Source organism: Serratia sp. HNCC26DJ244 (assembly GCF_057180565.1).
Genome location: NZ_JBXUGO010000037.1, coordinates 1 through 15,531 on the forward strand (window position 1 = coordinate 1; position 15,531 = coordinate 15,531).

8 protein-coding genes are annotated in these 15,531 nt (G+C 47.3%); 4 read left to right on the forward strand and 4 right to left on the reverse strand.

The window, feature by feature from the left end; genetic code table 11:
* Positions 1–666 precede the first annotated feature (666 nt).
* The 4 genes from AC2A06_RS18020 (at position 667) to AC2A06_RS18035 (ending at position 8,333) form a co-directional block, all read left to right on the forward strand.
* Entirely contained in the window at positions 667–2,898 is a 2,232-nt protein-coding gene (locus tag AC2A06_RS18020) for a type I secretion system permease/ATPase (RefSeq protein WP_484381185.1), read from the forward strand.
* Positions 2,899–3,206: 308 nt separating this feature from the next.
* Positions 3,207–4,385, forward strand: coding sequence for an HlyD family type I secretion periplasmic adaptor subunit (locus tag AC2A06_RS18025; RefSeq protein ID WP_484381190.1), 1,179 nt, complete (start codon positions 3,207–3,209; stop codon positions 4,383–4,385).
* Between the two features lie 4 nt (positions 4,386–4,389).
* A complete protein-coding gene (locus AC2A06_RS18030) occupies positions 4,390–6,861 on the forward strand; it encodes a TolC family protein (protein WP_484381186.1) in 2,472 nt (823 codons plus the stop codon).
* Positions 6,862–7,061: 200 nt separating this feature from the next.
* Complete coding sequence (locus tag AC2A06_RS18035; RefSeq protein ID WP_473195528.1) at positions 7,062–8,333, forward strand: tetratricopeptide repeat protein; 1,272 nt, start codon at positions 7,062–7,064, stop codon at positions 8,331–8,333.
* A gap of 254 nt (positions 8,334–8,587) precedes the next feature.
* On the opposite strand, the gene AC2A06_RS18040 is transcribed toward AC2A06_RS18035, so the two are convergent.
* From AC2A06_RS18040 to focA, 4 genes are all read right to left on the reverse strand, one after another.
* A complete protein-coding gene (locus AC2A06_RS18040) occupies positions 8,588–10,612 on the reverse strand; it encodes an O-linked N-acetylglucosamine transferase, SPINDLY family protein (protein WP_484381187.1) in 2,025 nt (674 codons plus the stop codon).
* Between the two features lie 294 nt (positions 10,613–10,906).
* Positions 10,907–11,647 carry a pyruvate formate lyase 1-activating protein gene (gene pflA, locus AC2A06_RS18045; RefSeq protein WP_484381188.1) on the reverse strand — a complete coding sequence of 247 codons (741 nt, stop codon included), beginning with the start codon at positions 11,645–11,647 and terminating at the stop codon, positions 10,907–10,909.
* A 402-nt stretch (positions 11,648–12,049) separates the two neighbouring features.
* On the reverse strand, positions 12,050–14,332 hold the full coding sequence (gene pflB, locus AC2A06_RS18050) for a formate C-acetyltransferase (RefSeq protein ID WP_484381189.1): 2,283 nt from the start codon (positions 14,330–14,332) through the stop codon (positions 12,050–12,052).
* Positions 14,333–14,391: 59 nt separating this feature from the next.
* The gene (gene focA / locus AC2A06_RS18055; RefSeq protein ID WP_023489368.1) at positions 14,392–15,255 is read right to left on the reverse strand and encodes a formate transporter FocA; all 864 of its coding nucleotides are present in this window, start codon (positions 15,253–15,255) and stop codon (positions 14,392–14,394) included.
* Positions 15,256–15,531: the final 276 nt, after the last annotated feature.

Here is a 15,531-nt window from a genome sequence, read left to right on the forward strand (position 1 = left end):
GCTGAGCAGTGTGTAGCCAATGCCAAGCATCAAGATAGTAGCTGTAACGCCCAGGGTCGTCGGGTAGATATTGTTGTTAAATAGTAGTGCATTGTTAAATAGTGTGGGTTGTTAAATAGTAGTGAATAGCAGTTTGTTATAGTCTTTATATGCCCGTCGCCATTCTAACTGTTGGATGAGTGAGCAACGCCTGCAACAGTGCGTTGCTTTGATGGTGGCGGGTATATCTTTCGATTTGCGCCGACTTGGTTTATGCTCTGTCCCTCCTTTACGAGTCTATGCGTCATCAATTTTGCTGACTTTTGATAGCAAGTGATAGTTTTAATACTTCTATTATCTTTATTACACTTTTTTAAACGGGATTTTTGGTACAGAGATGCATCTCTGTTACACTGTACTTAGTGTAGTATACACACCCTATTTATATTAATGTGCAGGTACTGGAAGGTATTACTCAGGTGAAAATTCCAATGCGTTACTACGATTGATTTAACTTACAGAAGAATCCTATTCTCTTTAGCAAACTTTTGAAGTAGCTTGCTAAATTTGATAAATTACCGCCTATGCTCTATCGTTTTCTGATAGATTCAGACTAGACGTTCACAGTTATACACATGTTTTTCTTACACGATTTAATTAAAGTCTAAGTAAAACTAGGGAAAGATTATGAGTAAACAACTGCCGGAACCAGGAGAGGCAACGGAGACCTCGGTGATGCATTCACTGGAGTTTGATAATATTGATGATCACAGCAGAGACTCGTTGCTTTGGGCGGTTGAGTGGTTGTGTAAGCACTATAACAAAGTAAACAGCCCAGAAGTGCTTTACGCCGGTTTACCACGGGGCGATAAGCTAGAGCCCGAGTTAGCGTTGCGTATGCTGGAGCAAGTGGGTATTTCAGCTGGTTGGATTAAGCGTGACCTTTCGCAACTCTCTTCTTACTTATTCCCGGTGATTGTAGCGCGTAATGATGGCACTTATTGTATCGTTACCGCCAGAACCGGGCAAAAGGCCAACAGCTTATACCAGATTGTGGCACCTGAAAGCGGTGGCACGGTGACACTCTCAGAGAAGGATCTGTCAGCTTCTGGTTATGTGATGGCGGCGAGTCCGACGCCAAAACTGGAATCACGCCAGGACGATGAAATATTGCCAGAGTCGACCCGTGAAAGTCACTGGCTGTTTTCCACCTTGTGGCGTTATCGCCATTATTTTTACAGTGCGGCAACTGCGGCATTGCTAGCCAATATTCTCACCTTGGCCACCACATTTTTCACCATGAACGTTTATGACCGGGTGATCCCGACCCAGGCCTATGTCACATTATGGTCATTGGCCATCGGGGTGATGATTGCCGTCATCTTTGAGTTTATTTCACGCCAAGTTCGTATTTATTTGATCGATATCGCGGGTAAAAAAGCTGATTTGATTGTCGGTGCAAAACTGTTCCGGCAAGTGATGGCGATGCGGATGGAAAGTAAACCGCAATCAACCGGTACATTTGCGAACCAATTGCGTGATTTTGAAGCAGTGCGTGATTTTGCTACTTCCGCCACGCTTTCTACGCTTTCGGATTTGCCATTCTGTATTCTGTTCATGTTTATCATTTATATGATAGGCGGGCAATTGGCGATCATTCCACTTTTGGCAGTACCGATTATTTTGTTGGTCAGTGTGGTCATTCAATGGCCGTTAAGCCGTTATATGGCTGAAAATATTCGTGAAATCTCCCAAAAGCAAGGGATGTTGATTGAGTCTATTGAGGGGATGGAAGTACTGAAAGCCACTCAAGGGCATGGGGTAATGCAAAAACGCTGGGATGATATCAGTGCTTTGGCAGCCGCTTCTTCGATGAAAACCCGCTATCTTTCAGCCTTGACTTCAAATTTCGTCACCTTTATGCAGCAAGCCTGTACAGTGGCTATCGTGGTCTTTGGTGTCTACCTGATTCATGCTGGGGAACTGACCATGGGGGCGATGATAGGGGTGGTCATTCTGTCAGGTCGTTCACTGGCACCGCTGGCGGCAGTGGTTGGGTTGGCGCTGCGCTATCAGCATGCAAAAACCGCGTTAAAGTCTCTTGACCAGTTAATGGCACTGCCTACGGAACGCGATCCAACATTTAATTATCTGCCAACACCCAAATTTAATGGCAATCTGACGCTGAAAAAGGTGGCATTCGCCTATCCGGTCCCTGGAATGATGGTGCCACCCGCCGTTTTGGATAATATCAATATCACCATCAAAGCTGGTGAGCGCGTAGCGATTATCGGCAGCATTGGCAGTGGTAAGTCGACATTGCTACGGGTGATGGCGCGGATTTATCAACCGCGTAGCGGTCAGCTCTCCATCGATGGTGTTGATGCGACCCAGGTTGATCCTGCAGATTGGCGTGCCGCAGTGGGTTATGTAGGCCAGGATTGCCGCCTTTTTAGTGGCACCTTACGCTTTAATGTCACCATAGGTAATCCAGGGGCCACTACAGCAGAGTTTTTGCGCGTTGCCCAGATGACAGGGTTGGATCGCATCGCCGCTAAGCACCCGCTGGGCTATGATATGCCCGTAGGTGAGATGGGGAATAGCCTTTCCGGTGGGCAGAGACAATTGGTTGCCTTGGCGCGTTGTTTATTACTGAAACCTAAAGTTTTACTGATGGACGAACCTACCAGCTCAATGGATGTTTTGACAGAAAACAAGTTTATTCAGCAATTGCAAAAAGCGATTGAGGGACAAACCTTGGTTATCGTGACGCACCGTATGTCCGTGCTGAGTATTTTTGATCGTCTGATTGTTATGGATGACGGACATGTGATGACTGATGGTCCTAAAGATCAAGTGATTGCCATGCTGAGTGCCAATGGCGAGAAGAATGCGCAGAAAGCTGCAGCGGGCAGTTAGCAGAATAAATGTCCATTAAGTGGTGACCTGCAATGGCATCCAATCGATTTCAAGATCAGATAGTTCATACTGTTATACCTTGAAAATGATGGTAATACACTGACAAGGAACAATGGATGAACAAGGATGACGTGGCATTAGCCGGCCCAGATAATGCGGATTACAGCAATAATGGTGATGGAACGATAGCAGATAATGAGGCAAAGATAAAAACCGTGAACCAGCCAGATAAAGTTAACAGCAAGAAAAAAAAGGATGGCAATAACCTGCAACACACTGGAAAGATAGAGCCTGATGACTTGCATTTTATGAATGATCTGCAGGCGGCGTTGATTTCACAAAAAACGCCATTCAGCATGATCATGCTTTATCTTATCTTGATTGTGTTGGTGGTTGCCTTGGTATGGGCACATTTTGCCAAGGTTGAAGAAGTCACCCGTGGTGAAGGTAAAATCATCCCCGCTAGCCACGAGCAGGTCATTCAGAGCCTGGAAGGTGGGATTCTGGCTGAAATGAATGTCCGTGAAGGCGACATTGTCGAAAAGGGGCAGGTTCTGCTGAAAATGGACCCGACCCGCGCGGGGGCCAGCTATGGTGAGTCTTTATCAAAAGTATTAGCCCTTAAAGGAACTATAGCCAGATTACGTGCCCAAGCGTATGACACCAAATTAGAGTTTCCTCCAGAGGTGATGGCGGAGGCTGGTATTATCGAAAATGAAACTAAAGCCTACAACTCTCAGTTGAAAACACTTAACGATAGTGTCGCCGCACTTAAGAAAAGTCTAGCTTTAGCGGAAAATGAAGTCGCGCTTTCTGCGCCATTAGCCCAAAAAGGGCTGATGTCAGATGTGGAAATTCTACGGTTACGTCGCCAGGCCAATGAGTTCCAACTGCAAATCGTCGATCGCATCAACCGATTTCGTTCTGAGGCGAATAATGAGCTGAATAAGGCTGAATCGGAACTTGCTCAGACCCAGGAAGTATTGCGTGGTCGGCAGGATGTCATGCAGCGCACCACCATTGTCGCGCCAGTGCGTGGAACAGTGAATAATATTCATACCACCACCATAGGCGGTGTTATCGCTCAAGGGGCTGAGATCATGACGATCATTCCTTTGGAAGATAACCTTTTAGTTGAAGCCAAGATTAAGCCTGCTGATGTGGCCTTTATTCGTCCAGGCTTACCTGCAACGGTGAAAGTTACTGCTTATGACTATGCCATTTATGGTGGTTTGTCTGGGGTAGTGGAACATCTTAGTTCTGATACCTTGGTCGATGAAGAAAAAGCACGTGCGGGCCGTGGAGACTCAACCTATTATCGAGTCTATGTACGTACCGACCAAGCTGCATTGCATATGAAAGATAAAACGTTTCCGATTATGCCCGGCATGGTCGCTGATGTGGAAATTAGAACAGGTGAAAAGACAATTTTGTCTTATATATTGAAACCTGTCTTAAAAGCACGTGAAGCATTTAGAGAGAGATAAGCGGATGGCAAAGAAGCAGAGTGAGTTTCGTCGGTTGAAAATAGCCATGGCAATAGCGATATGTTTACCTTTTTCTAGCCTGGCAATTGACCAACAGTCCTCCTTATCAGGGGAGAGCGACAATGATATTAATTCATTACCGCCTATGGTGACCCAGGAGGAGTATGTTGAGCAATCAAATCTGAAACCTTCAGCGCCGCAAAGCGTGGAGCAGGTTAAAGAGAGCGGTCAATCTGGGGCTAACAGTCAGTCGCAATTTGTTGCCGATGGGGCAGCCAACGCAACTTCACCTAGCGTCTCAAGCACGCCTTCGCCTAAATTGACCAGTAACTCAGAGAGTTCAACAGAGAGTAGTGCGTATCCAACTTCAGTGAACAGCCAACCGACTCAAGCAGTAAATAGTCAGGCAGGAGATGTTATTCAGGGTGCACCGCAGCCCAAGGTGGTGGAACGCAATGATGTGCGTGCTGACGCTGGTATTAAGAGTGAAATGTTGACAGACAGCAAACAGCCAGCACAGCAGGGTACGGTTTCTCAAAGCCAGAAGCTGTTTCAACCAGAGCCGGTTTATGACAAAACGCGTTTAAGTGCTGCTGAAATTCAGCGTGCCTCAAATAATGCGGTAGATAACGTTTATGCTGGGAAAGGCGAAACAAGCTCAGTTAACAGTCAACCGACTCAGGCAGCAAATAGTCAGTCAGGAGATGTCACTCAGGGTGCACCGCAGCTCAAGGTAGTGGAACCTAATGGTGTGCGTGCTGACGCTGATATCAAGAGTGAAATATCGACAGACAGCAAACAGCCAGCACAGCAGGGCACGGTTTCTCAAAGCAAGAAACTGTTTCAGCCAGAGCCGGTTTATGACAAAACGCGTTTAAGTACTGCTGAAATTGAGCGTGCCTCGGATAATGCGGTAGATAACGTTTATGCTGAGAAAGGCGAGACAAGCTCAGTTAACAGCCAACCGACTCAGGCAGTAAATAGTCAGGCAGTAAATAGCCAGGCAGCAAATAGTCAATCTGGTGATGTCACTCAGGGGGAACCGCAGCCCAAGATGGTTGACCGCAATGATCTGCGTAGCGATGCTTATATCAAAAATGAAATGTCCGCAGATAGCAAGCAGCCAGAGCAGAAGAGTAGTGGCGACTATTTCCCGCAGCCGTTACAGCCAGACCCGGCTTATGGCAAAGTGCGTTCAAATACTGAAAGTAACCAGCGTGATGCGGGTAATGTGGCAGACAACGTTTACGCCGGGAAAAGCGATGCTTCATCTCATACTTTTTTACGTAAAATGGTGACGATGGCATTGATGCACAGCCCAGAAGTGCGTTCCTCTGACGCAGATGTTCTGGCCGCAGGTTATTATGTTGATCAAACCAAAGGTCAGCGCTGGCCGCAGGTTCAGGTTGGGGTATCAACACCCTTGGCGACCCAAGGGGGCAGCGCAGACCTACAGCGAAATAACTCCAATGCCAAAGATACCAGTGGCAATGTCTCAGTGGTTACCCCTATCTATGATTGGGGCAAGATAAGCCATCAAGTTGATAGCGCAGAAGAAGGGGTGACGGCGGCGGTTAATGCGAGAAGTTATACCAAAGAGATGCTGGCGTATAATACTGTCTCAGAATTGATAAATCTCGCGCGCTATCAGGAAAGTCGTGTAGTAGCAGTCGCTTATATGACGCGAATGAAGCAACTGGCCGATATGTTGGAGCAGATTACGGTAGCAGACCAAGGCCGTGCCAGTGAGTTTACTCAGGCGAGAGCCAAACTATTATCTGCCCGTGCAAATTTAGACGATATTGAACACCAATTAAGTGTAAGCCGCATCAAGCTGGTGCGCTTATTGGGGGTAGAACCCAACTTACCTGAAAATATTTCCTGGCAAGATTCTATGGTCCCGGCATCAACGGCGATCGCCTCATTGGCAAAAAACCCCAATTTGCTGAAATTGCAGGCACAAACCAAGGCGGCTGAATCTGAGGCTGACAGTATTAAGGCTGCGGGGTTGCCGCAACTTAATTTGGTGGTTTCCAAGAATACCGCAAAAGATATCAATGGTAATGAAACCGGCTGGTATACCGGCGTGAATGTTCAGTGGAATGCGTTTAGCGGTGGCTCACAGAAAGCGGCTCAGCAGGCTGCGCTGGCTAAAGCGACGGGTGCTCAACAACAGTATGAAACTGCCTATCGAGATTTGGAATATCAAATTAATAATTTGGTCCAGACTCGTGACTCTTCGTTTTTACGCGCACAAGATTTTGACCGTTTGTCTATAGAGACCGATCGAGTTAGGCAAATGTTTTATGATCAGTGGTATCACCTCGGCAAGCGGACTTTGCTGGATGTACTTACGGCAGAAAACGATCATTTTAACAACCAGCTATCAGCGATTAATAATCGTTATGATGGTTACGTTGCGAACATTAATGTGATTGCCAGTGCCGCAATGTTACTGAGCTGGTTGGAAAGGTAAGCTAAACTAAACGGGACTATACCTAACCGATTTCAAGTAACAGGGTGGTAGCGATGCATTTGCATTTTTCCCCGTTGGGTGAACCTCAATAAGGCGGTTCATCATAACGTTGAAGCATCTTAGCAGGGTGCTTACTGCCACCCAGTACAGGCAGTAAGCATCGCCATCATCATTGATCAGTCTGAGGCGAATTTAATTCTATGCTTCCTTTCCAGAAAAAAAAATCAATAGCTCAGTCTCATAGTCAGGAACAACGGCTTAACCATCTTGCGCAACAGTATCGTACCGCAATAGCGAATGATGATTATGCCGCAGGGAAAGTAATTGCAGAAACGACACTGCGTTTGGTGCCGCGTAATCCTGATGTATTGTCCAGCTATGCCTTGTGTTTAATGCGAACTGAAGAATATGAAAAAGCCTATAAAACCTATAAGAAATTGTTTCAAAGTCTGCCATTAGAGGCACTCCCGGCCACGATGATTGATGGTTTGACGGAGGCTTGTGGTTGGACGAATCGTCCCGATGAAGTGAAACACTATGGTTTGATATCACTGGAGCAGGGGGATCAGATATTTGGTGGTGGCCAGCTTTATCCTCTGCCCGAATCCCATCCGCCTGCGTTTAATCCCCATAATCCGCAAGAGAATGCCATCTCATTTACTCTTTTTGGTTCACAGGTGCGTTACTGTGAAAGTGCGATTATGAACGCGCAAGTGAGCAAAGAGCTGTTCCCTGGTTGGCATTGCCGTTTTTATCTGGATGATACGGTGCCCCAACCAGTGCAGCAGCGTTTGCTGGATACCGGCGCTAAAGTGATAAAAGTTGCAGGGGATTTGCACCAGAATGTCCCAGCACTGATGTGGCGTTTTCTGGTTCTGGATGACCCCGAAGTCAAACGTTATCTTATTCGTGATGCTGATTCGTTGCTCTCTGAACGAGAGCAAGGGGCGGTTGAAGCCTGGTTGCAGAGTGATTATTGGTATCACCATATGCGTGATTACTTTACCCATACTGAACTGCTGTTAGCCGGGATGTGGGGCGGTTGTCATAATGCTAATCTGCCTTCAATTCCTGTACAGGTTAGTGATTATTTGAGTAAGCAAGATAATCATCGTCGTTTTGTCGATCAATATTTTATGCGTCAGCAGCTCTGGCCCACCATCCGACAGAGTTTGCTCAGTCACGATGATATGTTTGGGTTCTATCAAGCACAACCTTTCCCTCCCCATGCGCCAATCCGTTGGAAAACCAATAAATTTCATGTTGGCAGCAATGTCAGCTATCAATTGGCCGGCCTCGCTAGCAGTAAAGAAGAGGGTGAATTACAGCGGTGGGAAGTCTTGGATCAGCACAGCAATAGCCTATGCCAATATGCCAGTGTGGTGAAAGAGCATACTTGGCGTGAATACATGCCTTTCTTTATGCTTGATCGTATTCTTGCTGGCGAATGGCAACTTAAAAATATCGATTGAGCGGCCTCTACGACGTCAGGAAAACACGGGTCAACCCGTTTTCCTGACGTCGTGAGGTGAAACTGCCAGTTTGACGGGCATATCCCCGTCATCAATAAAGCCGAGAGAGGTATGGCGAGCATTTTCACTTCATCCTTAAGGCTCACTCTAGCGGCAAGTGCTTGCCAGTAGAGTGAGCTTGGCTAAGTGACTAAACCTGGCTTATTGCCATGCACGATCATCTTTCCCTACATGGTCATCTTCCCCTAACACGATCATCTTCCTCTAACACAATCATCTTTCTCTAAAACAAGCGTCGTCCGTTGCTCGCGGGGCTGATCCCGTTGGGCCCACATGGCATCGTAGAGCTGTTCAAGATTGTGCGTGAAACGTTGGGTATCGAACAGCGCAGAGGTTTGCCGCCCAGCGATTAAACGCTGACGGAGCGTTGCCCGCTTTTCGGCATCGTTCGCCAGTTCGCAGGTCAATTGCAGCCAGCTGTTTTCATCGGCGGCGATTAACTCGGGAACATTAGCCGCATGTAGCAGGCTGGTGGCGACACGCGAGGCAAAGGTTTCACCCGTATAGCTCACTAATGGAACCCCTGCCCACAATGCATCACTGGCGGTGGTGTGCGAATTACAAGGGAAGGTATCCAGTGCGATATCCGCAAGTTGTAAGCGGGCCAGATGTTGCTCAAGTTTCATAAAAGGTGCAAAAATAATCCGCTCGGTAGCAATACCCCGTTCAACCATTTCACGGCGAAGATTATCAGTAACGACTGGTGAATTGCCTTCCAGGAGCCAGAGCACCGCATTGGGCACCGCATTCAGCACCCGGCTCCACAGCGTAAATAGAGCGGGGCTATATTTTACTATTTGGTTAAAGCTACACAGGACCACTGCATTGTCTGGCAGACCAACATCTTTACGGCTAAGTGGGGTAGGAAGTGGGCGGTTGCGGTCGTTTGGCTGATAGCTATCCGGCATAAGTGCCAGCGTCTCGCTATAGTCACCAGCATGAGATACCGGTGTAACCTGAGCATCACCGATAATATAATCCGCCAGCGCTGGGTGGCCCAGTGAACCAGGATAACCCAGCCAGCTCACGGTTATCGGTGCTGGTCGATAAGCGGTGATGCCCAAGCGCGTGTAGGTGGTGAAACCTTTCAGGTCCACTAAAATATCAACGTTATCCGCCATGATCTGTTGTGCGGCAGCTTTATCGCTAATGCCACGCAGGTAATGCAGGGGTAAACCGCTGTCTGCTAGCCGTTGTGTGTAATTGTCCGGCGCTTTTTTTGGGCTGTAGCAATAGAGGTGAATATCATAGCGTTCGGTATCATGTGCCTCCAGCACGCCAGCCAGCAGATGCATGGTGGCATGATCGAAAAAATCTGCTGAAAGATAACCAATCTTGAGGCGCGCATTGGTAGAACGAGCAGGTTGTGGCAATGGATTGGCCAACTGCATTGGCCAACGTATTTGTGCAAACAGGCGAGCTGCATTGCGGTGAAGCTCGCGGGTGAGCCACGGATAATTAATCAAGGTATGCGGGTCGATCTCTTGCTGGTGTTCGTCAACCACCAGATTGTGTAATTGTGCCTCCAGCGTATCGAGCCCTTGCCAATCAGCAGATTTCCGCTTCAGTCTGCACAGGCTGGCAATATCGTTAACCCGTTCGCAGAGTGCAATCGCTTCGGCCCATTGTTTGCGGTTTTCCAGCAGTGAAGACAGAATCGTAGCAGATTGATAATGTTGAGGATCCAGTGCTAACGCTTGGCGTAATGCAGTTTCCGCCTCGTCAAACTGATTTTCATTACGCAAGCAGACGCCGAGATTCATCCAGTTTAATAGATACCCCGGATTGAGTTCTGTACCACGGCGATACAGCGTGAGTGCACGAGCAACCTCACCTTGCCTGAGGTATTCATTGGCCAGGTTATTGGTAGCCTGGGCATTATTCGGCGTCAGCGCTAAAACGCGTTCAAGTAATGTCATCGCGCGTTCAGATTGATTAAGCGCCTGGCACACCAATGAAAGGTTTAACAGAGCGCTAGCATCTTCTTGTTGTTGCAACGAACGTGAGATTAACGTCTCCGCTTCTTCTAGCCGCTGGGTTTGCAAACAGATAACCCCAAGATAGTGCAAAGCACTGGTATGATTCGGTGAAGAGCGTAGTAGTTGGCGGTAGCCTCTTTCTGCTTCCTGCAACTTCCCCGCCTGATGTAAAGAAAATGCTGCCTGATAAGCAGCATGAACAGGGTTAGATTTTATTGGCCAGCTAAAACGTTTTGCCATCGTGATTTCCTGATGAAAAGAGGAAAAGGGATTATACCGTGATACTTCAGGGCCAGTGGTGTTGGCTAGCGTTAGGCGCCTCATTCATGAGGTCCACCCTGCACCACCGCCAGCATCATTTAAATCCGCCGGCGGCAGCCCGCAGGCGGATTTGTCGTTCCTGGTCACAACGTATTTATGCATCTAGTCGCTGACTCTGTGACCCATGACTGGGCTCAAGCCTTAGGCTAAAGGGGAGAGCCAGCGTTGTGTTCTGTCACGTTATGGAACTCGGGTGTCGGAGAAAGTAGGGCCTCAGTAAACGACTTTGTGGCCATAGCTCTCAAGGATCCCTTTTACTCGCTCCATCACTTCAGTTTTCGGTGGATGTACATCACTGAGTTTGTACTCTTCCCCCATGGCGATCCATTTATGTTTACCTAATTCATGATAAGGCAACAGTTCGATCTTTTCGATATTGCTCATATCTTTGGTGAATTCCCCCAGCATATGGACTGATGCGTCATCATCAGACCAGCCCGGAACAACCACATAGCGGATCCAGGTGCGTTGATTACGTTTCGCCAGATAATGGGCAAACTCCAACGTGCGCTGGTTAGATACACCAACCAGAACCTGGTGGATCTCATCGTTCATCTGTTTTAGGTCAAGCATCACCAGGTCGGTAGCATCCAGCAGTTCATCAATCACCGGGTCATAACGGCGAACAAAACCATTGGTGTCCAGACAGGTACTGATCCCTTCCTGCTGGCAGGCACGGAACCAATCACGGACAAATTCTGCTTGCAGAATGGCCTCACCACCTGATGCGGTGACGCCACCGCCAGAGGCATTCATAAAGTGGCGATAAGCCACGGTATCCGTCATCAATTCTTTAACGGTGACTTCTTTTCCGCCATGAGTGTCCCAGGTATCACGATTATGGCAGTAGAGGCAGCGCATCAGGCAACCCTGGAAAAAAACAATAAAGCGGATACCCGGGCCATCAACGGTGCCGCAGGATTCAAAAGAGTGGATGCGACCTTTTAAGGACATTGCAGGGTGTTCTCCAATATTGACTGTCAAACGTAACCTAAAATAGGCTCGTTACCCCCAGACAGAGACCGTAATACCATAACGGAGCGGCCGGAGTAACGAGTAGGGCGATGGGTTGCCCGGGTACACGCCGATTACTGCTGTAGTATACCTCTTTCTGCCGACCGTCGCGTTATCGCTTTTGTCATCGTCAGCCACCATTATGATTATTGCAGGGGGACATTATTCGGCAGATTCAGAGAAGTTAGGCGAAAATCGCTTAAATGGCGCGGGATTAAGGCTCTGGCAGCGTAACCGGAATAGATTTCGTTTACTAAATTTCGCTTACTAAAAGGGCCGGAATATCCGGCCCAAGTCTATTTTACCAGGGGAAGATAAACTCCCCCCGTCAAGACGCAGTGATTAGATCGACTGAGTGAAAGTACGAGTAATCACGTCTTGCTGTTGCTCTTTAGTCAACGAGTTGAAACGCACCGCATAACCAGAAACACGGATGGTCAACTGAGGATATTTCTCAGGGTTTTCCATGGCATCCAGCAGCATTTCACGGTTCATGACGTTAACGTTCAGGTGTTGCCCCCCCTCGATGGAAGCTTCATGGTGGAAGTAACCATCCATCAGACCCGCCAAGTTGGCTTTACGCACATCATCATCTTTACCCAACGCATTAGGAACGATGGAAAAGGTGTAAGAGATACCATCTTTAGCATAAGCAAACGGCAGTTTGGCAACCGAAGTCAGAGAGGCGACCGCACCTTTCTGATCACGGCCATGCATTGGGTTGGCACCAGGGCCGAATGGCGCACCGGCACGGCGACCATCTGGGGTGTTACCGGTTTTCTTACCATAAACCACGTTAGAGGTGATGGTCAGAACAGACTGAGTCGGTACCGCATTACGGTAGGTATGCAGTTTCTGAATTTTCTTCATGAAACGTTCTACCAGATCACAAGCGATATCATCAACACGTGAGTCGTTGTTACCGAACTGTGGATATTCACCTTCAATCTTGAAGTCAACGGCCAGGCCGTCTTCATCACGGATGGTGGAAACTTTGGCATATTTGATAGCAGACAGAGAGTCGGCAGCCACCGACAAACCAGCGATACCACAAGCCATGGTACGATAAACGTCACGGTCATGCAGTGCCATCAGCGCAGCTTCATAGCTGTACTTGTCATGCATATAGTGAATGGCGTTCAGCGAGGTCACATATTGCTTGGCCAACCAATCCATAAAGTGATCCATGCGTTCCATGACTTTGTCATAGTCCAGCACTTCATCCATCATCGGTGGCTCTTTTGGACCCACTTGTATTTTCAGTTTTTCATCAACGCCGCCGTTGATGGCGTACAACATGGTTTTCGCCAGGTTGGCACGAGCACCGAAGAACTGCATATGTTTACCAACGACCATCGGGCTGACGCAACAAGCAATGGCATAGTCATCGTTGTTGAAGTCAGGGCGCATCAGATCGTCGTTTTCATATTGCAGGGAAGAGGTGTCGATAGACACTTTTGCGGCGAACTTTTTGAAGTTCAACGGCAGCTTTTCAGACCACAGAATGGTCATGTTTGGCTCTGGTGAAGGCCCCATGGTGTACAGGGTATTCAAGAAACGGAAGCTGTTTTTGGTAACCAGTGTACGGCCATCAACACCCATACCTGCCAGAGATTCGGTAGCCCAGATTGGGTCACCAGAGAACAGTTCATCGTATTCAGGGGTACGCAGGAAACGAACCATACGCAGCTTCATGACCAAGTGGTCAATCAGTTCCTGAGCCTGCTCTTCTGTCAGTTTACCGGTTTTGATATCACGCTCGATAAACACGTCCAAGAAGGTAGATACGCGGCCAAATGACATGGCAGCACCGTTCTGGGATTTAACTGCAGCCAGGTAACCGAAATAAGTCCATTGTACCGCTTCTTGGGCAGTTTTGGCTGGAGCAGAAATGTCATAACCATATTTGGCGGCCATTTCTTTCATTTGAGCCAGTGCACGGTGCTGTTCAGCAATTTCTTCGCGCAACTGCATGGTCATTTGCAGGTCTTCACCATTTTCAAATCTGCTTTGCAGTGAGTTGAACTGCTTCAGCTTGTCAGCCATCAGGAAGTCAATACCGTACAGTGCCACACGGCGGTAGTCACCGATAATACGACCACGACCATATGCATCAGGCAGACCGGTCAGCACGCCAGACTTACGGCAGTTCAGGATATCTTTGGTGTAAATATCGAATACGCCCTGGTTGTGGGTTTTACGATATTCAGTGAAAATCTTCTTCACTTGTGGATCCAGTTCACGGCCATAAACCTTGCATGAACCTTCAACCATTTTGATGCCGCCGAATGGGATCAATGCCCGCTTCAGTGGTGCATCTGTCTGCAAACCGACGATGGTTTCCAAGTCTTTATTAATATAGCCAGCATCATGAGAAGTAATGGTAGAGATAACACTGGTATCGAAATCAACTGGCGCATGGGTGCGGTTTTCCAGTTTGACCCCTTCCATCACCTTGTCCCACAGTGTGGTGGTCGCTTGGCTGGCACCGGCCAGGAAGGCTTCGTCGCCCTCATAAGGAGTGTAGTTTTTTTGGATAAAGTCACGTACGTTGACTTCTTTCTGCCAATCACCCTCAGTGAAGCCTTGCCAAGCAGTTGCTAATTTTTCGTTAAGTTCGGTCATGATATACCTACCTCTAATGTGGATTTTTTGTTAAACCCGTGCCATGCCAGCGAACAGAATTAATGCTTCTGTTCACCACCACGCAGATAAATTACCCAGTAACTCAACCCAACCAGCAGGCCACCACCAATAATGTTACCAATAGTGACGGGGATCAGATTGTCCATAATAAAACTGTTTACGGTCAGATGAGCAAATTGTTCTGGTGTTGCCCCAACAGTTTGCCAAAATTCTGGGGTAGCAAAATACTTAACCACGATACCCATCGGGATCATAAACATGTTGGCGATACAGTGTTCAAAGCCACAGGCAACAAACATTGCCACTGGCAGGATCATGATAACGGCTTTGTCTGTCAGGCTGCGCCCTGAATAGCTCATCCAAACGGCCAAACAAACCATTAAGTTAGCCAGAATGCCAAGAAAAATTGCTTCAGTAAAAGTGTGGTGTAATTTGTGGTTAGCGGTTTGTAAAACATTCAAACCCCATTGACCGTTGGCTGCCATATGTTGGCCAGCAAACCAAATCAAAGCGACAAAGAACAGAGCGCCAAGTAAATTACCAATATAAACGTTTAACCAGTTGGTGGCTAGTTGGCCCCAGGTGATGCGGCCGCTGGCTTTGGCAACTACCGTCAAAACGGTGGAGGTAAACAGGTCAGCACCACAGACGACAACCAGCATCAACCCCATGGAAAAGCAAATCCCGCCTATCAGTTTTGCCAGGCCAAAAGGAACAACACCAGCAGTACCGGTAGTGGCAGTGATATAAAAAACAAAAGCAATAGAAATGAATACACCAGCATATATCGCTAAAAAAAAGGTCTTTAGCGGGTGCTTAGTTGCTTTATAAACACCTACATCTTCGGCAACTTTTGCCATATCAGCAGGTAACAACATATCAAAGGGGTTGCCAGCTCTCAAACTTACTCTCGCTCTTAAGAATTTAAATGAAACATTAAACATGAGGATACTAGCAAAGCAGTATAGGGCAAAAATTGATGTAGATCATAACCCGCAAAACTAAAATGGTTAAAAAGCGTATGATTTGTAGGGTTTATAGTATTAATTAATTGATTTTAAATAAGAAAACTTTTTTAATGTTTACAAAAAAATTTGAATTTAAGCCTGTGCAACTATTTTAAATGGTTAATATATTGTATCAATTGTTATTGAAATGAGATTTACTCTTCTGAGTAT

Coding starts and splice junctions, on each gene's coding strand:
- AC2A06_RS18020 (WP_484381185.1), top strand. CDS start 667: ATGAGTAAACAACTGCCGGAACCAGGAGAGGCAACGGAGACCTCGGTG.
- pflB (WP_484381189.1), bottom strand. CDS start 14,332: ATGACCGAACTTAACGAAAAATTAGCAACTGCTTGGCAAGGCTTCACT.
- AC2A06_RS18040 (WP_484381187.1), bottom strand. CDS start 10,612: ATGGCAAAACGTTTTAGCTGGCCAATAAAATCTAACCCTGTTCATGCT.
- AC2A06_RS18025 (WP_484381190.1), top strand. CDS start 3,207: ATGAATGATCTGCAGGCGGCGTTGATTTCACAAAAAACGCCATTCAGC.
- AC2A06_RS18030 (WP_484381186.1), top strand. CDS start 4,390: ATGGCAAAGAAGCAGAGTGAGTTTCGTCGGTTGAAAATAGCCATGGCA.
- pflA (WP_484381188.1), bottom strand. CDS start 11,647: ATGTCCTTAAAAGGTCGCATCCACTCTTTTGAATCCTGCGGCACCGTT.
- AC2A06_RS18035 (WP_473195528.1), top strand. CDS start 7,062: ATGCTTCCTTTCCAGAAAAAAAAATCAATAGCTCAGTCTCATAGTCAG.